This window comes from Nocardia sp. NPDC004123 (genome assembly GCF_053603795.1).
In genome coordinates, this window is sequence record NZ_JBSGGG010000022.1 from 109,784 (window position 1) to 132,866 (window position 23,083).

The 23,083-nt window shown below is 68.6% G+C and carries 21 protein-coding genes; 9 read left to right on the forward strand and 12 right to left on the reverse strand.

Features of this window, described 5'->3' with window-relative positions; all coding sequences use genetic code 11:
* Nucleotides 1-9: 9 nt before the first annotated feature.
* The 3 genes from ACWEQQ_RS29985 to ACWEQQ_RS29995 all read right to left on the reverse strand — a co-directional run bounded on the left by ACWEQQ_RS29985 (nt 10) and on the right by ACWEQQ_RS29995 (nt 2,634).
* Nucleotides 10-309 carry an FmdB family zinc ribbon protein gene (locus tag ACWEQQ_RS29985; protein WP_354836259.1) on the reverse strand — a complete coding sequence of 100 codons (300 nt, stop codon included), beginning with the start codon at nt 307-309 and terminating at the stop codon, nt 10-12.
* 70 nt (nt 310-379) lie between these two features.
* On the reverse strand, nt 380-964 hold the full coding sequence (locus tag ACWEQQ_RS29990; protein WP_452350600.1) for a 5-formyltetrahydrofolate cyclo-ligase: 585 nt from the start codon (nt 962-964) through the stop codon (nt 380-382).
* A 23-nt stretch (nt 965-987) separates the two neighbouring features.
* Nucleotides 988-2,634, reverse strand: a complete 1,647-nt coding sequence (locus ACWEQQ_RS29995; RefSeq protein ID WP_452350601.1) for a purple acid phosphatase family protein — start codon at nt 2,632-2,634, stop codon at nt 988-990.
* Between the two features lie 199 nt (nt 2,635-2,833).
* On the opposite strand from ACWEQQ_RS29995, the gene ACWEQQ_RS30000 reads away from it, so the two are divergent.
* The 4 genes from ACWEQQ_RS30000 (at nt 2,834) to sepX (ending at nt 7,281) form a co-directional block, all read left to right on the forward strand.
* Entirely contained in the window at nt 2,834-3,796 is a 963-nt protein-coding gene (locus ACWEQQ_RS30000; protein WP_452341745.1) for a UTP--glucose-1-phosphate uridylyltransferase, read from the forward strand.
* A 97-nt stretch (nt 3,797-3,893) separates the two neighbouring features.
* On the forward strand, nt 3,894-5,153 hold the full coding sequence (gene glp / locus ACWEQQ_RS30005) for a molybdotransferase-like divisome protein Glp (protein WP_452341746.1): 1,260 nt from the start codon (nt 3,894-3,896) through the stop codon (nt 5,151-5,153).
* 82 nt (nt 5,154-5,235) lie between these two features.
* Nucleotides 5,236-5,904 carry a GNAT family N-acetyltransferase gene (locus ACWEQQ_RS30010; RefSeq protein WP_452341747.1) on the forward strand — a complete coding sequence of 223 codons (669 nt, stop codon included), beginning with the start codon at nt 5,236-5,238 and terminating at the stop codon, nt 5,902-5,904.
* Nucleotides 5,905-6,177: 273 nt separating this feature from the next.
* A complete protein-coding gene (sepX, locus tag ACWEQQ_RS30015) occupies nt 6,178-7,281 on the forward strand; it encodes a divisome protein SepX/GlpR (RefSeq protein WP_452341748.1) in 1,104 nt (367 codons plus the stop codon).
* A gap of 226 nt (nt 7,282-7,507) precedes the next feature.
* Here sepX and ACWEQQ_RS30020 read toward each other — a convergent pair whose 3' ends face one another.
* Both ACWEQQ_RS30020 and ACWEQQ_RS30025 read right to left on the reverse strand, forming a co-directional pair.
* A complete protein-coding gene (locus tag ACWEQQ_RS30020) occupies nt 7,508-8,560 on the reverse strand; it encodes a hypothetical protein (RefSeq protein ID WP_452341749.1) in 1,053 nt (350 codons plus the stop codon).
* Nucleotides 8,560-9,306: a ParA family protein gene (locus ACWEQQ_RS30025; RefSeq protein ID WP_452341750.1), complete on the reverse strand. Its 747-nt coding sequence runs from the start codon at nt 9,304-9,306 to the stop codon at nt 8,560-8,562. The genes ACWEQQ_RS30020 and ACWEQQ_RS30025 overlap by 1 nt, the downstream gene beginning before the upstream one ends.
* Nucleotides 9,307-9,638: 332 nt before the next feature.
* Here ACWEQQ_RS30025 and ACWEQQ_RS30030 point away from each other — a divergent pair, with 332 nt between their 5' ends.
* Nucleotides 9,639-10,517 carry a C40 family peptidase gene (locus ACWEQQ_RS30030; protein WP_452350602.1) on the forward strand — a complete coding sequence of 293 codons (879 nt, stop codon included), beginning with the start codon at nt 9,639-9,641 and terminating at the stop codon, nt 10,515-10,517.
* Here ACWEQQ_RS30030 and ACWEQQ_RS30035 read toward each other — a convergent pair whose 3' ends face one another.
* Nucleotides 10,518-12,017 carry a family 20 glycosylhydrolase gene (locus tag ACWEQQ_RS30035; protein WP_452350603.1) on the reverse strand — a complete coding sequence of 500 codons (1,500 nt, stop codon included), beginning with the start codon at nt 12,015-12,017 and terminating at the stop codon, nt 10,518-10,520.
* Between the two features lie 165 nt (nt 12,018-12,182).
* Between ACWEQQ_RS30035 and ACWEQQ_RS30040 the strand changes: the two genes are divergently transcribed.
* Complete coding sequence (locus ACWEQQ_RS30040; protein WP_452350604.1) at nt 12,183-13,133, forward strand: SMP-30/gluconolactonase/LRE family protein; 951 nt, start codon at nt 12,183-12,185, stop codon at nt 13,131-13,133.
* On the opposite strand, the gene ACWEQQ_RS30045 is transcribed toward ACWEQQ_RS30040, so the two are convergent.
* Nucleotides 13,082-13,735 carry a TetR family transcriptional regulator gene (locus ACWEQQ_RS30045; protein ID WP_452350605.1) on the reverse strand — a complete coding sequence of 218 codons (654 nt, stop codon included), beginning with the start codon at nt 13,733-13,735 and terminating at the stop codon, nt 13,082-13,084. The genes ACWEQQ_RS30040 and ACWEQQ_RS30045 overlap by 52 nt on opposite strands.
* Before the next feature lie 132 nt (nt 13,736-13,867).
* On the opposite strand from ACWEQQ_RS30045, the gene ACWEQQ_RS30050 reads away from it, so the two are divergent.
* The gene (locus tag ACWEQQ_RS30050) at nt 13,868-14,950 is read left to right on the forward strand and encodes a substrate-binding domain-containing protein (protein ID WP_452341755.1); all 1,083 of its coding nucleotides are present in this window, start codon (nt 13,868-13,870) and stop codon (nt 14,948-14,950) included.
* Between the two features lie 235 nt (nt 14,951-15,185).
* The gene (locus ACWEQQ_RS30055) at nt 15,186-15,896 is read left to right on the forward strand and encodes a MarR family transcriptional regulator (protein ID WP_452350606.1); all 711 of its coding nucleotides are present in this window, start codon (nt 15,186-15,188) and stop codon (nt 15,894-15,896) included.
* A 55-nt stretch (nt 15,897-15,951) separates the two neighbouring features.
* On the opposite strand, the gene ACWEQQ_RS30060 is transcribed toward ACWEQQ_RS30055, so the two are convergent.
* Nucleotides 15,952-16,215 (reverse strand): hypothetical protein, encoded by a 264-nt coding sequence (locus tag ACWEQQ_RS30060; RefSeq protein WP_354836231.1) that lies wholly within the window; start codon nt 16,213-16,215, stop codon nt 15,952-15,954.
* 53 nt (nt 16,216-16,268) lie between these two features.
* The gene (locus ACWEQQ_RS30065) at nt 16,269-17,144 is read right to left on the reverse strand and encodes an alpha/beta fold hydrolase (protein ID WP_452350607.1); all 876 of its coding nucleotides are present in this window, start codon (nt 17,142-17,144) and stop codon (nt 16,269-16,271) included.
* 187 nt (nt 17,145-17,331) lie between these two features.
* Here ACWEQQ_RS30065 and ACWEQQ_RS30070 point away from each other — a divergent pair, with 187 nt between their 5' ends.
* A complete protein-coding gene (locus ACWEQQ_RS30070) occupies nt 17,332-18,288 on the forward strand; it encodes an undecaprenyl-diphosphate phosphatase (RefSeq protein WP_379387505.1) in 957 nt (318 codons plus the stop codon).
* Between the two features lie 91 nt (nt 18,289-18,379).
* Here the strand turns inward: ACWEQQ_RS30070 and ACWEQQ_RS30075 are convergent, their stop codons facing one another.
* The 3 genes from ACWEQQ_RS30075 to ACWEQQ_RS30085 all read right to left on the reverse strand — a co-directional run bounded on the left by ACWEQQ_RS30075 (nt 18,380) and on the right by ACWEQQ_RS30085 (nt 22,901).
* Nucleotides 18,380-20,035 carry a cutinase family protein gene (locus tag ACWEQQ_RS30075; RefSeq protein WP_452350608.1) on the reverse strand — a complete coding sequence of 552 codons (1,656 nt, stop codon included), beginning with the start codon at nt 20,033-20,035 and terminating at the stop codon, nt 18,380-18,382.
* Between the two features lie 247 nt (nt 20,036-20,282).
* Nucleotides 20,283-21,383, reverse strand: a complete 1,101-nt coding sequence (locus ACWEQQ_RS30080; RefSeq protein ID WP_452350609.1) for a baeRF11 domain-containing protein — start codon at nt 21,381-21,383, stop codon at nt 20,283-20,285.
* A gap of 114 nt (nt 21,384-21,497) precedes the next feature.
* Complete coding sequence (locus ACWEQQ_RS30085) at nt 21,498-22,901, reverse strand: lipase family protein (RefSeq protein ID WP_452350610.1); 1,404 nt, start codon at nt 22,899-22,901, stop codon at nt 21,498-21,500.
* Nucleotides 22,902-23,083: the final 182 nt, after the last annotated feature.

Below are 23,083 nucleotides of genomic sequence, written 5' to 3' on the forward strand. Positions count from 1 at the left end.
AAACTCGGATCAGGCGGCGGAGGTGCTGGAGCCGCTGGTCGACGCGGCCGAGGTCGAGGAGCTCGACGCCGTGGAGCTGGAGCTCTCCGAGGAGGTGGACGAGGACTTGGCCGGCTCGGAGGAGGTCGATCCGTTGCGGCTGTCGGTGCGGTAGAACCCGCTGCCCTTGAAGACGATGCCGACCGAGTTGAACAGCTTGCGGAGCTTGCCGTTGCACTGGTCGCAGGTGGTCAGCGCGTCATCGGAGAAGGACTGCACGATGTCGAACTTGTTGTCGCACTCGGTGCATGCATACGAGTAAGTAGGCATCGGGAAACCTCCACGCTCTTCGTCGAATTAGCACTCTACAGCTGGCAGTGCCAACGCTGCCAATCGGGTGTCAATTCCCGACCCGATCTTCGAGCCGTCGCAGGCCCCCGAGCGGGGTCAGTGCCCACCCCATTCGGTGGTCGTGCGGCTCTTCCGGCAAACGCTCCACGAGTTCGTCGTCGCGCACCACCGCGATCAATCGCGCGTCGGCGCGGCAGGCGCTCAGACTTCGATCGTAATAACCGGCCCCGCGCCCCAATCGAACCCCGCGGCGATCCACCGCCAATGCCGGAACCAGAATCGCCGCGGCCTTCGCGATCCCATTCGTGACCGGCGCGCCTTCCGGTTCCCGGAGTCCGAAGCGCCCGCGCCGCAGCCCCGCCGGACCGGTGTACTCGGCCCATTCCAGCGGACCGGGTTCGCCGGTGACCGGCAGCAGCACCCGCGCCCCGGCGGCCCGCAGCGCGTCGAGCATGGCGAGCGAGCCGGGCTCACCGCCGACGGGCACGTAGGCGCACACCCACTCCGCGTCGGCGAGCGCCCCGGCCGCGGCGGCCAGTGCCGCCGCCTCGCGCTCCCGGTCGGCGACGGGCAGCGCCTTGCGCCGCGCGAGGATCTCCTCGCGCCAGGCGCGCTTGTCCCGCTCGTCGGTCACGCCTCCACCCTAGGACGGGCGGGTCAGCGGTCCGAGCGCGGCCGGGTGAGGGTGAAGGTGTCGACGGCCTTCAGGTCGCTGGTCGGCCCGGTGAGGGCGTAGTAGGTGCCGGTGATGGTGGTGTTGCCGCCCGGCTGACCCGGGTCCACGTCGAAAGCGCAGAAACCGTAAGGGTGTTCGGCGTCCTTGAAGGCCGACCAGGGCGCGTCCTCGAGGACGTACACCGGCGCCTTCTTGCCGGTGGCCGGATCCACCTCGCCGACCGCGGTGATGACCCGGCACTTGTCGCCGGGGAAGAACAGCTGATTCGACGGCGCGGAGGTGCCGCCGCCGCCGATCACCAGGTGCACGGTGCCCTTACTGGTGTCGACGACGTCCTTACGCGTGTCCGCGGGCCTGGGGGTCAGCGTCTCGGACCCGGTCACCCCGCGCACCGGATGCGAACGCTCGTAATGGTGTTCGTGCCCGCACAGCACGAGATCGACCTGGTACTTGTCGAACAAGGGCAGCCAGTCCTGCCGGATGCCCAGGTCCGCGCCGTTGAACTTGTCGGCCGAGGAAATGGCGACCTGGTGCATGAACACCACCACCCAGTCGATGCCCCGGTCGGCCCGCGCCCGGGCCAGTTCGCCCTCCAGCCAACGCTTCTGGGCGCCGCCCGAGTAGCCCCTGACATAGGAGTTGCCGCCGTCCTGCAGGCAGATGTCGTCATTGGCGACCGCGATCACCCGCACGCCGCCGACGGTGAACGAGTACCACAGGCCCTTGGCGTGGTCCTCGCCACCCGAGTCCGGGACGGTGAAGTAGGTCTGGAACGCCTGGTATCCGATGGGCCCGTTGCCGAGCTCGTTCTCGTGGTTGCCGGGCGCGGGCATCCAGGGCCGGTAGCGGGCGGAGCGAGAGTTGTTGGCCCACCAGTCGTTCCAGGTGCGGATGCGGTCGGTGGCGATATTGGCGTAGCAGAGGTCGCCGTTGACCAGGTTGAACAGCGGGGCCAGCGATTCCACCGCCGAGGTGACGTCGCCGGCGTACTGGGAGCCGAGGTTGTCGTTGAGGGCCTTGCCGTCGACGATCTTGCCGACGGTGGGCGTGCCCTGGTCGCCGAAGCTGGTGAACCGGAACTTGGCCCGGCCCGCGGGCGCGGTGCGGATGGTGCCGAGTTCGGGCGGCGCGCCGTCGTGCCCGGCGGCGTACACGTAGTCGGTGTCGGGGGACAGGCCGGTGATCCGGGCGTGGTGGGCCTGAATCTCGATGCCGGACTTGGCATCCCGATAGGTCCGGGTCTCGGCCTGCACGCTCTTGCCGAAGCCGGCGTCGGTGGTGCCGTAGCGCACGGTGGGCTTGGTGACCGATCCGGTGGTGTGCCAGCTGACCACCACTTCGCGGGTGGTGTCGGATCCGAATTGCAGGTGCAGGCCCGCGACCCGGGGCGCGGCCGCGCGGTCGGGGGTGGTCACCAGTTCGGCCGAGCGCGGCCACGCCTCGGAGTTCGATGCGCCGCCGCGCAGCGCGACCGCTCCGCCGGCGCCGACCGCGAGCCCGGCCAGCCCGGCCACCGCGGACGCGCCGAACAGCCGGCGGCGGCTCAGCCCGCGCGCGGCGTCGGGCGAGTTCGCGGCGGGGTTGTCCGAGGTGGAATCGGGGCTGTGGGAATCCTCACGATCGGTCATAGGTGTCAGCTAACAACCGTTGGGTACGTGAGAGGTCACAGTGCGGCGAACTTGAAATGAAATGAACAGGTCGGTCTGCCAGTTCCGCTCCGGTCCGGCGTTCGGTGCGCTCCCGACGCTCCCGCCCCTTAGGCTCTCGGGGATATCGAGGCGGCCCTGAGCCGGTCTCGGGCGTGTGACGGATGGATAGGGTGAATTCATGACAGCTAATGGCGGCGGAGCCGAGTCGTCGAACGGCGGCGCAGCCGAGTCGTGCTTCCGTACCGCGGTGGTTCCCGCGGCGGGGCTCGGCACAAGGTTCCTGCCCGCGACCAAGACGGTGCCCAAGGAGTTGCTGCCGGTGGTCGACACCCCGGGCATCGAATTGGTCGCCGCCGAGGCCGCGGAGTCCGGCGCCAATCGGCTGGTGATCGTGACCTCGCCCGGAAAAGACGGTGTGGTCGCACATTTCGTCGAGGACCTGGTGCTGGAGAGCACCCTGGCCGAGCGCGGCAAGTTCCATCTGCTGGAGAAGGTGCGCAAGGCGCCCGCGCTGCTGGACGTGACCTCGGTGGTGCAGGAGGAGCCGCTGGGCCTGGGTCACGCGGTGGCACAGGCGGAATCGGTGCTCGACGCCGACGAGTCCGCCATCGCGGTGCTGCTGCCCGACGACCTGGTGCTGCCCGGCGGCGTACTCGAGCTGATGGCCAAGGTGCGCAGCACCTACGGCGGCTCGGTGCTGTGCGCCATCGACGTACCGAAGGAAGAGGTCAGTGCCTACGGCGTTTTCGACGTCGAGGAGCTGCCCGGCGGCCCGCAGGACGTGCTCAAGGTCAACGGCATGGTGGAGAAGCCCGCCATCGCCGACGCCCCGTCCACCTTCACCGCGGCCGGGCGATACCTGTTGGACCGCGCCATCTTCGACGCGCTGCGCCGCATCGCCCCCGGCGCGGGCGGTGAGCTGCAACTGACCGACGCCATCGCGCTGCTGATCGCCGAGGGTCACCCGGTACACGTCGTGGTGCATCGTGGGTCGCGACACGATCTGGGGAACCCGGGCGGTTATCTTCGAGCAGCGGTCGATTTCGCTCTGGAACGCGAGGAATACGGTCCCGCCCTGCGGGAGTGGCTCGAGCAGCGGCTCGGGTCCGGCTGGAATCCCCAGCTGACCTCGTACGAATAGCCGCAACGGGCAGAAGTGAAGGACAGGCGCCGGGGTCGCGTGGGCGGCCCGGCGGGCGACACGTCGACGGCGGCGGGCGAGACAACGGAAGGGCGGCATGCGCTCGGTTGAGGATCAGCAGATCAAGGTGACCGCTGCGGCCGTGGCCCCGCGGCCGGTCCGGGTCGCGATCAGCGAGGCCCAGGGACTGCTGTGTGCCGAGGACGTGGTGACCGAACGTCCACTGCCGGGCTTCGATCAGGCCGCCATCGACGGATACGCCGTGCGCAGTGTGGATGTGGCCGGCGCGGGCGCGAATATCCGTGACGAGGACGGTAATTCGGTGCACCTGAGCCTGCCGGTGGTGGGTGAGGTGGCCGCCGGCTCGCGGCAGCCGATCCGGCTGCAGCCGCGCCAGACCGTGCGCGTGGACACCGGCGCGCCGCTGCCCACCCTCGCCGATGCCGTGCTGCCGCTGGAGAACACCGACGGCGGCCGGGCCCGGGTGAAGGTCTTCGAGTCGGTGCGCTCCGGTGACTACGTGCGCCGCATCGGCGACGATGTGCAGCCCGGCGATCTGGCCGTGCGTGCGGGCACCATCATCGGCCCGGCCCAGGTGGGTCTGCTGGCCGCGGTGGGCAAGGACAAGGTGCTGGTGCATCCGCGGCCGCGGCTGTCGGTGCTGTCGGTCGGCGGCGAGCTGGTCGACATCGACCGTACCCCCGGACCGGGCCAGGTCTATGACGTGAACTCCTACGCGCTGGCCGCCGCCGCGCGCGACGCGGGTGCGGACGTGAACCGGGTCGGCATCGTCAGCGCCGATCCCAAGCGGCTGCGAGATGTGGTGGAGGGCCAGCTGGTTCGCTCCGAGGTGGTCGTGATCGCGGGCGCGGTCGGCGGCTGGGCGTCGGAGCAGGTGCGCGAGGCCCTCGAGGGCCTGGGCGAGCTGGAGATCACCCGGGTGGGCATGCATCCGGGCTCGGTGCAGGGTTTCGGCCTGCTGGGCCGCGACGAGGTGCCGACCTTCCTGCTGCCGTCGAATCCGGTTGGCGCGCTGGTGGTTTTCGAGGTCATGGTGCGTCCGTTGATCCGGATCGCGCTGGGCCGCCGCCATCCCATGCGGCGCATGGTGCGGGCGCGCACCATCCTGCCGATCGCCTCGATTCCGGGCCGGCGCGGGTATCTGCGCGCACAGCTCATGCGCGACGAGCAGACCGGCGACTACCTGGTGCAGCCGCTGGGCGGCCCGAACGGCGCGTCCTCGCATCTGCTGGCGACCATGGCGGAGGCCAACAGCCTGATCGTGATCGATCCCGAGGTCACCGAGGTGCGCACCGGTGACGAGGTGCAGGTCGCGTTCCTTGCGCAGCGAGGGTGAGGCCCGACATGATCGGTCATGGCCCGCAGGCGTCGCTCCACCACCCTGCGCTTGCGAGCGTAACCACGGAGGGCCCCCGAGCATGTCGAATGGGCACAGCGTGAATGTCTTCCGGACCGCCCAGCATCCGGGCTGGCCGGCGCATCTGGGGCCGGTGCGGGTCGCGGCGGGCATCGTCACCCTGCGTCCGATCCGTTTGCGTGATGCCTCCGCCTGGAGCCGGATTCGTATCCGGGACAGGGACTATCTGGAGAAGTGGGAGCCGACCGGCCGCGGCCCGTGGGAGGCGCGCAACCACTCGAGCAACTGGCCCGCGCTGTGGTCGGCGCTGAAGGCCGAGGCCCGGCGCGGCGCCATGATCCCGTTGGTCATCGAGGTCGACGGCGTGTTCAGCGGGCAGCTCACGGTGGGCAATATCGTGCGCGGCGCATTGCGTTCGGCGTGGATCGGCTACTGGGTGTCGAGCGAGCTGAGCGGGCAGGGCGTGGCCACCGCGGCGCTGGCGCTGGGGCTGGACCACTGCTTCGGTGAGGTGGGCCTGCATCGGGTGGAGGCCACGGTGCGGCCGGAAAACCTTGCGAGCCAGGCGGTTCTGCGCAATGTCGGCTTCCGCGAGGAGGGCCTGCTGGAGCGCTACCTGGATGTCGACGGGGCCTGGCGCGATCACCTGCTGGTCGGCATGACGGTCGAAGAGGTCTCAGGAACGGTGGTGGACAGGCTGATTCGCGCCGGACGCGCCACCAGAGCCTGATAACTCGCTGTGTATTTCGGCGGCCCGATTACCGCCTCTGCCTGCGGCTCACCAGAATTGCCCCGCCGAATCGGGTTTCCGGGGCCCGACCCGGAGAACGACCGAGGGGTTGGCTGTTACTAGTGTTACCTGTGTGGTCGGCGCGCCTGTGGGGAATTACCCCGGTGTGGAATTAACCTACGGACGCCGGTGGTGCGTCTGTGTACCCACCGGTTGGCGCTGCGGTGCACGTCGAAGGGACTATGAGCTGGGCGGGACGGAGGTGTGACGGCAATGCCGAATTCGATCTTGTGGATCGGTTTGGTGGTGCTCTGGGTCTTCGTCCTGTTTCCGATGCTGGCCAACCGTCATCCCCGTATCCGGCAGCACACCGACGCCGCGCTCTCCACGCGGATCCTGCATCGCGGTGGTGCCGCACAGCGCACCAGGAAAGGTCCGGCGACCGGACATGACACCGACCCGGACTACGTGCCGGTTCGCAGAAAGCTTCAGCACCCGAGCGAGGATCCGGAGGATCGGATGACCAGATCGGACGACGCAGCTGCATCGGACGAGAAGGAAGTCGACACCGAGGCTGCGCCCATCGCCGAAGCGCAGACGCCGCCCACCGAAGTGCCCGGGCCCGAGGGGGATTCGGCCGACGGTGTCGAGGCGGCGGAGATCGCGGCCGAATCCGAGTCCGAGCCGGCCGAGTCCGAGACGCTCCCCGAAACCGCCACGGCCGAGGGCGAATCCGAGAACGATGGGGCGGTGGCAGACGACGCCGACCGCGAGGCCGAGCGCGCAGAACGGCAGGAAGCGCCCCAGCGCGCCCGCACCCCCGCGCTGCGCGAGCCCGATCCGGCACCGGAACCGGAGCCCGAATCCGAGGACGAGGACGAGGACGCGGATTTCGTGCCGTCCCGCCGCGGCCGCGGCGGTTTCGATCCCGAGGCCGACGCCGCCGCCCGGGCGGCCCGGTACACCTTCCGTCAGCGCGCCGTGCTCGGCCTGGTGCTGTCCACCCTGGTCGTGGCTGCCGCCGGTCTCGCCGTCTCGCCGGTGCTGTGGTGGCTGTGCGCCCTGTCCGGCGCGGTCCTGGTGGCGTACCTGGGTTACCTACGCAGACAGGTCCGCATCGAGGAGGACATCCGCCGCCGCCGCGCCGCCCGCCTGGCCCGCAAGCGCGCCGAGGACGACGAGGAGGAGTCGCGCCGCCGCGAACGCCCGCGCCCGGATCGCGAGCAGACCCGTACCCAGCTGCGCCGGGCGGTCCTGGTCGAATCCGATGACGAGGACCCGCTGTTCGAGCACCTGGAGCTGTTCGACGCTGCGGCCGCCCGTGCCACCCGCCAGCGCGCCGCCGGCGCCCGCGAACGCCACGCGGTGGGCGAATAACCTACCGGACACAGTGCGAGGGCTCCCCGAGCGATCGGGGGGCCTTTTCGCTGTGTGGGCAAAGTCGTGCCGTGTGGCCAAAGTCCGCGTTGATAGGTTTTTGCTATTTCAGAAAGACCCCATTCCTATCGAATTCGCGGCGGCGAGCGCGGACATCGAAAAGGCCCGGCACTCGGCCGGGCCCTTTCGATGCTGCGGAGTAGCGCTGTGACGCTGCGGAGTAAGGCTATTCGGTGTCGGGCATTCGCCCGGCAAGCGGAATCTGGCGCTCGATGAGTTCGGCCAGCGTCCGCAGTTTGGCCGCGAATTCGCGGGCCGCGACCGGATGGTCGGTGGAGCCCTTGACCACCTTCTGGGTGAGCGCGGTGAGGCGCGACTCCACCGAGCTGAACAGATCGGGTGTCTGCGTCTGCTCCTCGATGAGGTCGCCGCGCAGCCACGCCCGCAGCCGCTGCACCACCGTGCTCTCGTCGTAGTCGTCGGGCAGCACCGCGACCGCTTCGCGCAGTTTGCCCGCGGTGACCCTCACGTCGGCGGCCAGCGTGGTGTAGACGGTGACCGCCGCGTCCTCGCCGTGGGCCGCGGCCACCGGCAGCAGCTCGCGGATCTGTCCCTCGTTGATGGCGGGCGCGAGCGGGTGCAGGCGGGAGGCCAGCGGCCAGGCCCGGATCAGCTTGTGCGCGTAGGACCGCTGCATGTCCCACCGCTTCTCGACGTACTCGTCGAAGGTCGCGTGATCAGCGCGGTAGAGCCGCCCGTCGCGCACGATCTGCAGGGCGCGCCCGGCGGTCCAGAAGGCCACCCGCAGCGCGTCGATGGAGGACTCGCAGAGCTCGAGCTGATCGGATTCGGTCCGGCTGAGCGGTCCCTCGCCACCCGCACTGGGCAGCGGCAGATCGAGCACGCTCGGCGCGGACTCGACCTCCGGCGGGGCGGCCGCCCGGACCGGCGCGGGTCCGGACGGTGCCGAAGCGGCCGGGGCGGCAACCGGTTCGGGTGCGGTCGCCACCGGTTCGGGCTGTGGCGGGGCGGGTGCGGCCGGCTCCGGAGCCGGTGTCGACTGCGCTGGTTCCGGTGCCGATATCGCCGAGTCCGCCTCCGGCTGTGCGGGTTTGGCCGGGGCCATGAGTACCGTGGTCGCGGCCTGGGACAGCTTCGGGGTCCGCGGCCATTTGGCGTCGCGCAGCGGCGAGACCGGGGGAGTGTGCTCGGCCTCGTCGGAGAGCGGGTTACGGCCCAGGCCCCCGCCGATGGAACTCTTGCGGCGCTGGGGCGGCATCAGGCCGACACCTCCGCCGGCATGCGGGTGGACTGCGCGGCCTCCAGATAGGGCTGTATCAATTCGTCACCGACGGCACGGTATTCGCCGAGATCCTCGATCGGATTCTCGGCGCCGTCGCCGACTTCGCCGTCGGCGGCTTCGCGGTACCACTTCCAGGCGCTCACATAGGATTCGAATACGTCGTATTCGGCGTCCTCCAGATTGGCGCGCTGCGTGCGGTATTCGGTGGAGACATTGACGCCGTTCTTCATGGTGACCGGCACCTTGGTCATGAGCACCCGCACCCGAATGGCCTTTTCGTGTTCGGCGGCCGCCTCTTCCGCGGCGCGATAGGTACTGGGCACGCGTTTGACCTCCGACGGGCTGACGCTGGTGACGAGAACGAGCTCATCGCTCACCGTGACGGCGGCCTTGAAGATGTCGGCCGATTCGCCGCCGGCGTCGACGATGATCACGTCGTAATTCGCGGAATTGTCGGTGATGCAGTCGTTCACGTGCCGGGACGGGAAGGCGAGCAATTCGAAGGGAATGCCGACCTCGGCCCGTTGTAGCCGCCGATACCAGGAGTAACCGGTCTGGCTGAGCGGGTCGGCGTCGATCACGAGTACCCGAAGTTCGTGCACCGTGGCGAAATACGAGGCGAGGAAGAAGGCGGAGGTCGTTTTACCCACGCCGCCTTTGAGATTCCCCAGTGTGACAACCAGGGGCTCGGGAAGATTCGGTAGCGCACCGGATTTGGTCATCGATCATCCTCCTGATGATGGGGAGGGCTGTTTTTCCGTCGATCAGTCTCACACGGGCGCGCGTCCAGGCCAGTGAAGGCTCGCGCGATGTCGTCGAATTCGATGAAAATCGGCTGTGTCCAATTGGACACAGCCGTCAATGGTTACTGTTTCGTTATCGATAACACGCACGTCACTTGTTGCACCCTGTGCAATTCGGGCGAAATATGCACTCTCGGATCTGCTGCAGGACCGAAGAGTTCGAGTGTGATGGACGGAAACCGTATAGCTTTCACGGCTTGATCGGAGGACGACCGCTCATGGAAACCAACGGTGATAGACAGAAGGTTCGAATGCTACCGCGGCTGAGCGTGCGGGCCCTGGCGACAGGAGTCCTCGGCGCGGCAGCCGTCGGAGCGGCCCTGCTGTTCACAGCGGGCCAGGCGCACGCAGCGCCGGTCTCGGTCCCCGGTATCGGGCAGATCGAGATTCCCACCGAGATCGCGACCCCGTTCGGCCTCCCTTCAGTGCCGAGTGTGGATGTCACGCTGCCGAGTGTGGATATCTTGCCGCCGAGTGTGGATATCGCGCCGCTGCCCGCGGTCGGCGAGACCTCCGCTGTCGGCTGGGCGGATGCCTCGCGCATGGTCGGGATTCCGGGACATATCACTATCGCCCCGGCCGACCCCGTACCGGATCAGATTCCGGTCCAGGCGCTTTCGCCCGTTCCGCTGTACCCCGTCATGCCAGCTCCGGAATCCCGCTCGGTGGTGGTGGCCGGTCTCGGCACCTTCGCAGTGCCGAGCAGCCTGCCCCCGCTGGTCGGAATCCCCGGCGTGACCGATCCCGCGGCGCCCCGCGCGCCGGTACCCGCGGCCATGCCGAAGAAGACCGTCGGCGAACGCGCCGTGGAGGCCGCCCGCACCAAGCTCGGCGCGACCTACGCCATGGGGGGCGATGGCCCGGACACCTTCGACTGCTCGGGTTTGGTGCAGTGGTCGTATCGTGAGGCCGGAGTCGAAGTGCCGCGCACCAGTTATTCACAGCTGGCCGCCGGAACGCCGGTGTCGGTGGACGACCTGCAGCCGGGTGATCTGGTCTCCTATTACGGCGGCGGCCATTCCGCTCTGTATCTCGGTGACGGAAAGGTCATCCACGCCAGCGATTACGGTTCCGGCGTGAAGGTCTCACCACTGACCACCATGCCGATGGCCGGCGCCAGACGCTTCTGATCAGGGCCACCCGACCGCGGACGCGCGGCCGAGGAAGTCCGGATACCCGATCCCGCCGGTGCCCGCCCACAACTGCTGGGCCATGACCGGCAGCCGGGCCCGCAGCGGAGCGACGATCTGCTCCGGAGTCAGGGCGGCAGGATCATCGCACCAGAGGAAGAGCATGGAGCCACGCAACAGCGGGCGATCGGAATCGGGCAGCCGCTGCCCGTTCACGAAAAGCCCCGGGTCCCAGGCCCACAGCAGTTCCGGCGGAGCGTTGAGCGCCGCGGCCGGCCCGCCGGTCGTGAAGTACGTGGGCGTGAAGGCCGCATTGAGGACGGGATGCCCGTCCCGGGTGAAGTCGGCGGGTGTGCGACCGCCGGGCAGCCACGGCAGCCCACCGGCGCCGGCCGACCAGTACTGCACCACCAGTTCGGGTTTCGGTGTCAGGACACCCGGATGGTCGAAGCCGTCGTTCCAGACCCGCGGCGTCTTGCCGAGCGATTCGACGAGATCCGCGGCCCAGTTGGCGAAGTCGATGAGGATATCGCCGGGTGCGGCTCCCGGGCCGAACGTCCGTGTGGCGTAGTCACCCAGCTGGGGATAGCGCGTGTAGTCGGAAATGTACTCGTCACAGCCCAGGTGCCAGTAGCGCCCCGGGAGCAGAGGTACGAACTCGTGCAGAATGTCGCTGATCAACCGGCGGGCACCGGGATTGGTGAGATCGATCTTGCCGCCGGCACCGCCGCCGATCACGCTGTCCAGCACCGCGTCCTGCGGTGTGGTGCGGGCCGGGCGCAGGACCAGGTCCTGATGCTGGGCCAGGATGGCGTTCATGTGGCTGGGCATGTCGATTTCGGGCACGATATCGATATCGAAAGATCGTGCATAGGAGACGAGTTCGCGAATATCGTCGGCGCTGTAGTGCTCGGGCGAGGTGATCTCCGGGTGCATGACGCTCGCCAGCCGGAAGCCCTGCGAGTCCGACAGGTGCAGCTGCACCAGGTTCATCCGGAGGTACGCGGCGTCGCGGATGCGGGCCTTCACCCAGTCGACGGGAAAGAACTCGCGCCCGGTGTCGAGCATGAGCCCGCGCTCGCTGTAGTCCGGCCGGTCCTCGGCGACGCCGCCGGGCAGGGTGCTGGTCTGCCGCAGCCATTGCAGGGCGGCCTGGGTGCCGTGCACGATGCCGGTCTGGCTGTCGGCGGTAATGGTGAGCCGATCGGTGACGGCGATGCGATACGACTCCGCGGCCGGGTCGTCGATATCGCCTGTGCGCAGCACGATATCGCCCGGCCGGTCGCTACCGTCGGCCAGGGAAATCGGTTTTCCGGCCCGGATCAGGTCCTCGGCAAGGTGTTCCGCGATTTCGGTGGAGCCGGCGTCGGCGATAATGCGGGATTCGGAGCCGAGAACGAATCCGGGCTTATCCGGTCCGGTCGGCGTCCAATGCCGAATACTCGGGACGGTCGCTGGAAGTGGTTGTGCTGCAACAGTATCCGCGTGAATCACGGACATATGGACGAAAGTCCAGGAGGTTGCCAGCGCGAGACCGGCGGCGAGGCGACGGAAGTGGCGAGTGGGGCGAATCGAAATCCCGAGCACGGCCACAATTGAACCCTTCGGGCTCCTGATACGTCATACGATGCAGGGATTTACCGGCCGACATGGACGAGGTACGACATGGGGATCAGGAAATCCGCTGCGCTCGCCTGCGCGATGCTCGCCTGCGCGGCGCTGTCGTCTTTCGCCGCGGCGCCGGCCTCAGCCGCGCCGGTCTGTCCCGGCGCGGGACAGCCGACCGCGGTGGTGGCCTCGTTGCCGGGCGCGGCGCTCGAGGGGCTGACCATCGACCCCGCCGGGCGGGCGTTCGTCACCGATCTGGTCAGCGGGCAGGTCTTCCGCATCGACGCGCCGGGTGCGCCGGCGGTGCCGATCGCCAAGGTGCCCAGTGGCGGCGCGGGCGCGCTGGCCTGGCTGCCGGACGGCCGGCTGCTGGTCGGCTACGGCGCGGATCCCCGGGTGTTCGTGGGTGATGCGTTGCGGCAGGCCGGGATCGTCACCGTCGACCCGGACATCGGGGCGGTGGCTCCCTTCGCGACGGGCCTCTCGGCGGCCGACGGCATGGACGTGGCGCACGACGGAACCGTCTATGCCACCAATGATTTCGGTTCCCTGGTGGGCAAGGTGTACCCGAACCGTGTGGTGCAGCCGAACTGGGCGAGCTTCCCCAGTGCCAATGGCGCGGTGCTCGACCAGGACGACTCGTACCTCTACGTGTCGCGCACCTTCGTGAACCCGGGCGTGAGCCGGATTCCCACCAATGCCCCGTGGGCCCCGCAGTCGCTACTGGACCTGTCCGGCGGTGATCTGCTCGCCGCGCCCGACGGGCTGACGCTGGATTCGCTGGAACGCCCTGTGCTGCCGTTCAATTCGTCCGGTCAGGTGGTCCGTATCGACGCGCCGGGGCGATACTGCGTGCTCGGCTCCGGACCGCAGCTGACCAGTGAGGTGCAGTACGGCCGTGGCGGCCACGGCTTCTCGGCCGGGCGGCTGTTCGGCATCACCTTCAGCGGGATGGTCTACGAGATTCCCGGCGGCTTCGACCCGGATGCCCGGACCGCGGCGTCCTGACCGACCGGTTCGGTCAGTAGCCCGACGATCATGGCGATGATGCTGTCGCGGGCGTCGGCGCGCTCGGCCGCGGTGGGCAGGTCCTGGCGTTCGTAGTCGGCGAGCAGGGCGAACATGACGGTGGTCATGGCCTGCAGCCGGTATCGGCGTTGCGCCGGGGTACTGTCGGGCATGGCGCGGTAGAGCCGCGCGACCAGGACTCGTGTTGCGGCCCAGCGCTTCTCGTGCAGGTTCGGTCCGGTCACGGCGGGATGCGCGCGCGCCTGCTCGAGAAATCGCGCGTAGTGCGTCGACCCCTCGGCGTAGGGCACGTCGAACATGGGCCGCACCAGAATGGCGACCAGCGCGGCCACGCTGTCCGGCGCGCCCGCGGCCTCGTGCTCGGCCAGCAGTTCGGTGCGCCGGGATTCCAGTGCCGGTTGATGCCGTTCGATGATGGCCGCGATGAGCCCGTCCCGGGAACCGAAGTGGTAGTGCACCGCGGAGTTGTTGCGCTGTCCCGCCGCCACCGCGATATCGCGCAGGGCCGCGTCCGGTCCGCGTTCGGCGATGGTGCGCTCACCGGCGAGCAGGATCAGCTCGCGCGCGTCAGGACTGTTCACCGGGGCCACTATAGGGCGGGGCCGGGCTGTAGTGATTTCCCGGTTCGCGGCGAAACGGTACTATCGTGCCTCTTCGGCATGTACCGCCCCGTACCGGGCGGACGCAGGCAGCGATGACGGTGGTGATATTCGATGACGCGACGGGATTTCCGGTCGCGCCGGGCCACGGTGGACCTCGCGCTGGTGGTGCCGCTGAGCGGTCCCGCGGGCATCTTCGGGCCGTCCTGTGAAGCCTGTGCGACGCTCGCCGTGGAGGACATCAATGCCGTCGGCGGCATTCTGGGCCGGCCGGTCCGGCTGCACCCGGTGGACGCCGGTGCGCCGCTGCCGGTGCTGGCCGCGCAGATCGACCGGATGGTGAGCCTGGGCATGATCGACGGGGTGGTCGGCTGGCACCTGTCCAATGCCCGCAAGGTGATCACGCCGCACACCGCGGGCCGGGTGCCCTACGTCTACACCACCTTCTACGAGGGCGGCGAGGATTCCGACGGCGTCTACATGGTGGGGGAGACGCCCGACCAGCAATTGTTCCCCGCGCTGCGCTGGTTCCGCTCCGAACTGGGGGTGCGGCGCTGGTGCGTCGTCGGCAACGACTACGTGTGGCCGCGTGAAACATCCAGGGCAACATGGGAATTCGTGCGCAGCACCGATATCGACGTGGTCGGCGAGGTGTTCGTCCCGCTGGGCGGCCGCGATTTCACCGCCGCCCTGAACCTGATCCGGCGCTCGCCCGCGCAGGGGGTGCTGGTGTTCATGGTCGGCGCGGACTGCGCGGCCTTCAATCAGGCGTTCGCGGCGGCCGGGCTGGACGACGGGCGGCTGCGGCTGAGCATGATGATCGGCGAGGACGTGCTGTACGCGGGCGGTCCGGAGAGCGCGCGCGGATTGTTCACGGCCTGTGGCTATTTCGAGAGTCTGGTGTCGCGCGAGGGTATGGCGTTCGGCGGCCGTTACACGGCCCGCTTCGGGCAACTGGCCCCGGCGCTGAACAATATCGGCGAATCCTGCTACGAGGGCCTGCTGCTGTTCGCCTCGCTGGCGGAGGCGGCGCGCAGCCTGGATGTGCGGGTCATCGAGCGCGAAGCGGCGCGGGTGAGTTACGGGGGTCCGCGCGGTGAGGTGCGCGTGCGCGGGGCGCACACGACCCAGCCGGTGTACCTGGCGGGGACGGATGTCATGGACTTCAGCGTGATCGCCGATCTGACCGGGCTCTGAATCGGCTGTCCTCGTCCGCCGTTCGCCCCCGGGTGGCTCGTTCGAATGAGGGCGAACGCTACGTTGCGTTCACAACGATGGCAATGAGGAGAGGCCGTCATGCACAGGATAACGACTGTGTCACAAGGGAATTCGTGTCCCAACGCGACCATATCCCAGGCCGATTCCGCACGTGGTGTGTTGCAATAGGGTGAGCCGCGCCGCCTCGGCGGCATCTGATGAAGGAGCCGCTCCGATGCCCGGAGGAAGACTCAGCCAGGAGGATCGCCGTCTCATCGCCGCGGGGCTGGCCCATGGGCTCGGCTATGCCGAGATCGCCCGCCGCCTCGAACGGCCGACGTCCACCGTGAGCCGCGAGGTGACCCGCAATGGCGGGCCCGGTCGCTATCGCGCCGATCTGGCGCAGGCCGCCACCGTGGTGCGCTCACGCCGTCGCGCATCCCGGCCCAGACCCGTCGAAAAGGCCGCTGTCGTCGATGAATACGGCCGCAACCCGGTGTTGCTGGCCGATTTCAGCGCCCAGTTCGCGGCGCTGTTCGCGCAGTCCGGCATGCCGCGCATGGCGTCGGCGGTGCTGGCCCGCCTGTACGCCGCGGATTCGGGCAGCCTCACCGCCGCCGAGCTGGTGGCCCGGCTGCGGGTGAGTCCCGCGACGGTGTCCGCGGCCGTGGGCTACCTGCAGGAGCAGGCGCTGATCCGGCGGAACCGGGATCCGGGCAGTCGTCGCGACCGCTATGTGATCGACGAATCCGCCTGGTACCGAGCTACTCTCGCCGGTGCGCGCACGAATGAGCGGCTGGCCGCCACGGCACGCGACGGCGCCGGCGCACTGGGTTCGGCCACGCCCGCCGGGGTGCGGCTGCTGGGCATGAGCGAGTATCTCGAGCGGGTGGGCCTGGATATGGTCCGCTCCGCCGAACGCTGGCGCGCACACCTGGCCCGGTGAGCGGCGATCGAGGCCTACCGGCTGAGCCGCAATCGAATCCGGCCCGGTAGCCGGCCTAGAGCGCGGGGGCTCCGGGTGGTGAGCCGCGAAATGGATTCGCGACGGCAATTCCCGGGAATCTGTGGTGAATGCGATCCACATACCGGCGCACCGTGGAGAGTTCGGCACTGATCGACTGCCGGGCTTCGAGGGTGGGTGCGGTCTGCAATCGCCGGGTCAGTTTGACTACATGCCTTTCCAATTCGTCCAGGAAGATGCGGGCCTGAGCTAACTCGGGATCCTCGCCGGCGTCGGGATTGTCGAATCCCCTGTACTGCATATCGCGGAAGTATTCCACGCAGCCGGGCTCCGCGTCGCGCAAATGGATTGCGTCTAGGCCGAATTCGCGGCGCGCAGGAATGCGTGCGCCGCATTGAATACCCCCGCGGGGTCTTCGAGCTGCGGCCAGTGCCCGATCCGGTCCAGGCTCACCACATCCGGGTCGGCGACCAGTTCGCGGTAGCGGGCCACCATGTGCGCACCGGAGTTCGGGTCGAGCGGGCCGTTGATCAGCCGCATCGGAATCTCCTTGCGCAGCAGCGGTTCGACCCAGCGGTCGCGGTAGGTGGTGCGCTCGGCCACGAAGCGACCGACCAGATGATTGACGAAGCGGCCGTTGCCGTAGAACAGCACCTCCTGCAGTGTCCGCATCTCGTCGGCGGTGGGCTTGGTGTCCGGGCCGAACACCTCGCGCACCGCGGGCGCGATGACCCCGCCGGTCATGAGCGGGCCCACCAGATGGCCGAGGGGTGTGCCCAGCAGTTTCTGCACCAGGCGCGGGCGATACGCCTCCACGAACAGACCGCCGTTGAGGAACACCACGGCCCGGATGTCGGCCGCCGCGGTGCCGTCGAGGCGGCGGGCCAGCAGCTCCTGCGCCACGCTCACGCCGAGATCGTGTGCCAGCAGCAGGGTTTCGCCGATGCCGAGCCGTCGCAGCAGCGCCTCGTGCATATCGGCGTGCTCGAGCACGCTGTAGTGGTGGCGAATGGGCTTGTCGGAGAAGCCCATCCCGAGCATGTCGGGCGCGATGACGTCGTAGTGGGCGGTCAGGTCCGGCCAGATGCGATGCCAGTCGTAGGAGTTGAAGGGATAGCCGTGGATCAATAGCAGCGTCGGTCCCTTCCCCTCTCGGATGTAGAAGATCCGATGCCCGTCGAAGTCGAAGTAGCTCCCCCGCGACATCCACTCGGTGAGTTCCGCTCGCATTTCCGTCTCCCGCCCATCGCCGGTATACCGATCGTTCTCATCCTGCCGCATCCTCCGCCGATCCACCACGTGTGCGCACGCCGACACGGCATCGAGTAGCCTCGCCAAGCGAGCTGCCCCGGTGCGATCACACAATGCCCGTGTATCGGCCCGGGGTGTTCGGATCCCCGCACCGCCCCCGACAGGAATTCGAATGGCCATCAGTTACCTGGAATCGATCATCGTCGGCGCGCTCCAGGGGGTGAGTGAGCTCTTCCCGGTATCCAGCCTGGGCCACAGCATCCTGCTGCCCGCCTGGGTAGGCGGTAAATGGGCCGACGATCTGAGCATGTCCGCCAAGGACTCCCCGTATCTGGCGCTGCTGGTGGCCATGCACGTCGCCACCGCGCTTGCCCTGGTGATCTTCTTCTGGCGGGACTGGGTACGCATCGTTCAGGGGCTGTGGGATGTGGTGCTGACACGCCAAATACGAACGCCCGAAGCGAGATTGGGCGTATTGCTGGTGATCGCCACAATTCCGGTCGGCCTGGCCGGCCTGCTGCTGGAGAAGGCGGTCCGCAACTATCTCGGCACGCCCGTTCCGACATCGATCTTCCTGGCGATCAACGGCTTCGTGCTGCTGTCGGCCGAGCTCATGCGCAAGCGTGAACACGAACCCGAGTTCCAGCTCGCCAGCCCCACCGGCCGCACCGGCGACCTCTCCATGGAGGACACCGTCGTGCTCCCCATGACCGACCCGGCCCGCGCCTCCGATGTCCGGCTGTCCCGCCTCGGCATGCGCGACGCCACCCTGATCGGCGCCGCGCAGATCGCCGCCCTCTTCCCCGGTATCAGCCGGTCCGGCAGCACCATCGTCGCGGGCCTGTTCAAGGGCATGCGCCACGAGGATGCCGCCCGCTTCGCCTTCCTGCTGGCCACGCCGGTGATCCTGGCGGCGGGCGTGCTGAAGATGCCGGAGCTCTTCAAGCACGAGAACCACGCCATCCTCGGCCCGGCCTTCGCGGGCAGTGTGGTCGCGGGTGTCCTCTCCTATATCTCGGTCAAGTTCCTCACGGCCTACTTCGAGACCAAGACCCTGACCCCGTTCGCCATCTACTGCCTGGTCGCGGGCCTGGGCAGCCTGGTCTGGTTCACCATCCGCTGAGCCGGAACCGGCGAGCTCCTTCGGAAACGAGCATGCGCTGGGGCGCACCCGGAAGGGTGACGCCCCAGCGCATGCTCGTTTCGCCGGTGGGTCAGTGCGTGGGAGTGGTGGTTGGCGGTGTCGTCGTGGTCACCGGGGGAGTGGTGGTGACCGGAACCGTCGTGGTGGTCACCGGCGGGGTGGTCGTGACCGGCGGCGTGGTGGTCGCCGGGGTGGCCGCATCCGGGGTGACCGTGGTGGTCGGCGGCGGCGTCGTGGTGGTGGTGGTGGGCGTCGTCGTGGCCGGGGTGGTGGTTCCGGCGGCCGGTGTCGTGGAACCGGTTGCGGGAGTGGTGGTTCCGGACGTGGCGCTCTTCGGCGCCGCGGCCAGCACGTTGGGGGCCGTGGTGGCGGTCGAGGTCAGCGTCTTCGGGTTCAGCTGGCCGGCCTGGGCCTCCTTGGCGAGCTCGGTGAGCCACGCGGCGGCGTACTCCGCGGAGGTCAGGGGCTTGCCGTTGTCCGGGTTGGAATCCCGCCAGTAGTCGAAGTGGTGACCGGTGCCGTTGGGGCCGAGGGTCAGGTTGTACGGGTCGTTCAGGAGCACCGGGATGGTGTTCTGGTTGGTGGTGATCAGACCGACGACCTCGTTGAAGACCTTCTGCGGCAGGTACGCCAGCGGCGACATGGTCTCGGCCTGAATCGAGTCCGCGGCCACCGGGGTCGGGTTGTCCTGATTCGGCTTGTAGCCCGGCTGCGAGACCTTGAGCAGGACGTCGAGGAAGGTCTCCTTGCTCGTCCACCAGCCGGGGTTGTGCGCGATGTCGGCGAAGGCGTTACCGGCGATCTTGCCCAGCACGACCGCCACATCCATGCCCGTGGTGGGGGTGAGGCCATCGCTCTGCATCTGGTCGGCATTGATCTGGCGGCCGACATTGATGGCCAGCTGGAGCAGCGAGATGTTCTTCGGCGCGGCGCAGGTGAGGTCGCCGTCGGAGCAGAAGGAGGCGATCCGGCCGTTCAGCGCGCCGAAGTCACCGGAATGGTCCGGTAGTGCGCCCTGGCCGCCGGCGACGTCCTTGCCGGTCTGATAGCTCTGATTGAAGTTGTCGGGATGGCTGGGGTCCTGCGCGCCCGGGAACGGACCCTCACCCGCAGTCCGGCCCGAGTCGGCGAGAATGACGACACCGGCCACATTGCCCGGATCGACGATCCCGTACTTGCCGTCCGCCCCGGCGCTCTGGTGCCCGACATCCATGGCGACCCGGCGCGCGACATCCGCGCCCTCGCTGTAGCCCACGATGGCGTACTTGGTGTTGGGGCAGGCCGCGGAGATGTCGCGCATCACTTGCTCGGTATTGGCGACACCGGTGTTCACGGCGTCCTCGTAGCTGTTCAGGTTCGCCGGATAGGAGACGTACACGGCCCAGTACGAGTTGGAGTCGACCGATCCGCCGGGCGCGTTCACCACCGGATCCACCCAGTGGCTCTGGTAGTCGTCCGACAGGGCCGCGGGCAGCTCGTTGCCATTGGCGTCGACCAGCATCTTCGTGGTGCCCTGCTGCGGCGAATCGTTGCGCCCGGCCACCGAGATGGTCACCATGTCGTGACATTCCGTGACCGAGGCCTTCAGCGCCGGATCGGCCTGCTTCGAGTCCGGCGACGACGTGATCGCGAACGTGGCCGCGACCGCTACCGCCACGCCCAGCGTCGCCGGCGCCGCCACCGCCGACGCGATCTTATGTCGTTTCATGAAGCCACGAATATCCATGCCCGAATCCCCATCTCACCCCGACAAGTGAACTGTCAGGCCCTGCGCGCGTCCGGGCCGTCTACCACCGGAGACGTCGTCACAGGAGATTCGAACGTTACTTGATCGAATGAGTCGTTACCGCACCAGGACCTGGGCCGGGGCCCGGCACAGAGGCTGGAGCAGCGAAAACGTGGTCACCCGCACCCGGTTCCGGCGGCCGGTCGGGTACGGGTGACGGGTGTGATCCCCGCGTTACCGGGTGGGACTAGGGCGCGTAGCGGAGGATGGCCGCCGCGTGCGCGCCGTCGGGAATGTCGTCGCCGCGGACGGCCAGCACGCGGCCATTGGCAAGAAGCACGCGCCTGGAGATTTCGTCGAGGACGCCCGGGGCCTCGCCGTCGCCGGTGGCGGCGGCGAGTGCGCCGTCCTGGGTGACGGCGCCGGGAACCGACGCGTCGATATCGACGAGGAGGGTGTGCACGATGCCGTAGGTGGCGGCGCGGGCGATGTCGGAGAGATCGATGACGCCGCGGCCGTCGCTGCGGCGCTTCTCGAATTCGCCTCGGACATCGGCCAATTCGGCGGCGTAGTGCTGATCGAGCAGCTGCCGGGCGCGGGCCGCGAGATCGCCGTCGGAGAGGTGCTCGGGATTGCCGGGAATGCCTTCGGCCAGCAGCAGCGGGTAGCTGTCGACCGAGCGGTACAGCGAATCCGTCGGTTCGGCCGCAGCCAGGATGAGCGGGATGTCGTGACCGGCCAGCACCGGCCGCAGTGCCTGGTCCACGGCCCGGCAGAACTGCCGCACCCGCACCTTGCGGCCCTCGCTGCCCTGCAGTCGGCCGTGCGGGCTGCGGCCCAGCGGCGGCAGATCCAGGTACTTGTTCAGATCGGTCGGGAGTCCGGCGACCGCCACCTCCGCGGCCGGGCCTTCGGCCGCGACCTCCACCAGCCGCACCGCGTTCTCGGACAGGGCCAGCACGAAGGCGGTTTGCGGGAAGGTCACCGCCCGCAGCAGCGGCTTGATGTAGAAGCGGTCACCGAGGGTGGCGCTGGGTTCGAGCCGGTTGGGCAGGCGGTAGGTGCGCATGCCCTCGGGCGTGGCGTGCACGGCCAGGGTGCGGGACTGGAAGCGCCAGTAGTCCTCGTCATCGACGAGGTCGGCGAAGGCGTCGGTCAGCGCGATCCGGGCCTGCTTGTCGGTGACCCGGTCGAGCACCTCTTTCACCTGGTTTTCGAAGGCGACCCGGTTCTTGTCCGGGGTCGGGGTATCCGCCTCGGTCGGGGTGTAGACGGATACGCACCACGGTCCGGTGGCCGACGCCAGCGCCAGAATCTCGCCGCGCGTGGGGATATCTGTATGCAGCATGCTCACCCTCCACGGAGTCTGTTTCTTCTGCCCAGTCCAAGGTAGCTGACACGTTGCTACATCCGGACTGGGCCCGCATCGCCGACGTCGGCCGGGCCCGATGGGTCGGGTCGGTCAGGCCCCGATGGGCTTTCCGAAGAAGGAGGCGAAGGTCTCGCCCAGGGTGTCGCCGAGGGTCTGCAGCTCGCCCGGGGTGCCGAGCATGGACGGCATGTCGGTGGTGGAGCAACCCGGTTGTGCCGCAACGCCGTTCAGCCGATCGAAGAGCCACATGAGCGCGGCGGGGCCGCCGGTGACCTCGGCCAGGATGTGCTCGCTGGCCCAGTCCCGGATGTAGGTCACCTGCGCGTCCAGTTGCCGGCAGTAGGTGTCGACCAGCTGGTTGGTCGAGGGCAGCGGCAGGATCTCGTCCCAGTGCGAGTGCCAGATGAACAGCGGCATGTCCGGCAGGCTCTTGCCCAGGCGGGTGTCCTCGAGCATGGCCTGCACCGCCGGTTCCTGGAGCGGGTCGGGCGAATCGATCAGGCCGGTGATGTTCAGGAACGGCAGCAACGCCGTCTGGTACTGCACGCAGAACGGGGCCTTCACCGTCCGCAGCAACTGCCCGAGCGGATTGAGCTTCTGATCGAGCAGGGCGTTGAAGTCCGGATACTCGCGCGACAGGCCCAGTACCGCGCCGAGCACCAGGCCCGCGGTCGCCTGGTTGTTGGCCATGAGCAGGGTCGCGCCCAGATCCGCGCCGGTGCCGCCGGAGGCCGCGCCGACGATATTCAGTTCCGGCGCATAGGTTTTGCGCAGTTCGGCGGCGTGCATGGTGGGCATGGATCCACCCGAGTAGCCGTAGAGGGCCACCGGCGCGCCCGCGCCGACCTCGAGCGGCGTGAAGGAGGTGGCGGCGCGAATGCCGTCGAGGGTGATGCGGCCACCCAGCGGGCCCGCCGCATAGGCCGAATTCGGGCCCTCGTGATCGGGGATCACCACCGCGAAGCCCTTCTGCAGCGCGGCCTGCGCGAACAGGAACTCGGCGGGCGCGACGATCTGCCCGAGGAACGGCGCGGCCGAAAGATGTTGCAGCGCATAGGAGGGACTGCAGTATCCCTGGGTCGAGTCCTCGGCGATCTGCACCGAGAGCAGCTTGCGCGGCGCCGGCGCGACCCCGCGCGGCTTGATGAGGGTGGCCACCGCCGGGATCGCCTCGTCGCGACCGTTGTTGGAGCGGTAGGAGACCTGCCAGGCATCCACATTGAGCGGGATCAGGCCGAAGTTGGCGAGATCGACCTGCCGGGCGGCGATGATCTCACCGGGCGCGGCGGCCGCGACCACGTCGGCGGGCGGCTGGTAGAAGCCCGGATCGAGTTCCGGTGGCAGCGGCAGGATCTGCGCCGGCTGAATCGAGGGCAGGACGGGCGCGGCGGGATCGGCCGGCGCCGGTCCCGCGGTCAGTCCCGTCACCACCAGTGCACTGATGGACACCGTCCCGAGCCGCAGTAACCGCCCGGTCAGTCGCCTGGTCTTCATCGACCCACTTCCTCACCCTGATCCCCATTGTGAGACCGTATAGTCTCAATATTGCCGAGCTCACTTTGCCACAGCTGTGACCCGGCTCGCAATATGCGCGCGTGGCGGAATCGGCATATATATCCGGGCGCGACCGTCTCGGCCCTTGCTTGGAGTGCACTCCAGCTGTCTAGGGTCGGAGA

Excerpts from the sequence above, each read along its gene's own strand:
- ACWEQQ_RS30010 (WP_452341747.1), top strand. The coding sequence starts at position 5,236 with ATGTCGAATGGGCACAGCGTGAATGTCTTCCGGACCGCCCAGCATCCG.
- ACWEQQ_RS30030 (WP_452350602.1), top strand. The coding sequence starts at position 9,639 with ATGCTACCGCGGCTGAGCGTGCGGGCCCTGGCGACAGGAGTCCTCGGC.
- ACWEQQ_RS30055 (WP_452350606.1), top strand. The coding sequence starts at position 15,186 with ATGCCCGGAGGAAGACTCAGCCAGGAGGATCGCCGTCTCATCGCCGCG.
- ACWEQQ_RS30080 (WP_452350609.1), bottom strand. The coding sequence starts at position 21,383 with ATGCTGCATACAGATATCCCCACGCGCGGCGAGATTCTGGCGCTGGCG.
- ACWEQQ_RS30075 (WP_452350608.1), bottom strand. The coding sequence starts at position 20,035 with ATGGATATTCGTGGCTTCATGAAACGACATAAGATCGCGTCGGCGGTG.
- ACWEQQ_RS29985 (WP_354836259.1), bottom strand. The coding sequence starts at position 309 with ATGCCTACTTACTCGTATGCATGCACCGAGTGCGACAACAAGTTCGAC.
- ACWEQQ_RS30025 (WP_452341750.1), bottom strand. The coding sequence starts at position 9,306 with ATGACCAAATCCGGTGCGCTACCGAATCTTCCCGAGCCCCTGGTTGTC.
- ACWEQQ_RS30020 (WP_452341749.1), bottom strand. The coding sequence starts at position 8,560 with ATGCCGCCCCAGCGCCGCAAGAGTTCCATCGGCGGGGGCCTGGGCCGT.
- ACWEQQ_RS30040 (WP_452350604.1), top strand. The coding sequence starts at position 12,183 with ATGGGGATCAGGAAATCCGCTGCGCTCGCCTGCGCGATGCTCGCCTGC.
- ACWEQQ_RS30035 (WP_452350603.1), bottom strand. The coding sequence starts at position 12,017 with ATGTCCGTGATTCACGCGGATACTGTTGCAGCACAACCACTTCCAGCG.
- ACWEQQ_RS29995 (WP_452350601.1), bottom strand. The coding sequence starts at position 2,634 with ATGACCGATCGTGAGGATTCCCACAGCCCCGATTCCACCTCGGACAAC.
- ACWEQQ_RS30085 (WP_452350610.1), bottom strand. The coding sequence starts at position 22,901 with ATGAAGACCAGGCGACTGACCGGGCGGTTACTGCGGCTCGGGACGGTG.
- glp (WP_452341746.1), top strand. The coding sequence starts at position 3,894 with ATGCGCTCGGTTGAGGATCAGCAGATCAAGGTGACCGCTGCGGCCGTG.
- ACWEQQ_RS30065 (WP_452350607.1), bottom strand. The coding sequence starts at position 17,144 with ATGCGAGCGGAACTCACCGAGTGGATGTCGCGGGGGAGCTACTTCGAC.
- ACWEQQ_RS30050 (WP_452341755.1), top strand. The coding sequence starts at position 13,868 with ATGACGCGACGGGATTTCCGGTCGCGCCGGGCCACGGTGGACCTCGCG.
- sepX (WP_452341748.1), top strand. The coding sequence starts at position 6,178 with ATGCCGAATTCGATCTTGTGGATCGGTTTGGTGGTGCTCTGGGTCTTC.
- ACWEQQ_RS30060 (WP_354836231.1), bottom strand. The coding sequence starts at position 16,215 with ATGCAGTACAGGGGATTCGACAATCCCGACGCCGGCGAGGATCCCGAG.
- ACWEQQ_RS30000 (WP_452341745.1), top strand. The coding sequence starts at position 2,834 with ATGACAGCTAATGGCGGCGGAGCCGAGTCGTCGAACGGCGGCGCAGCC.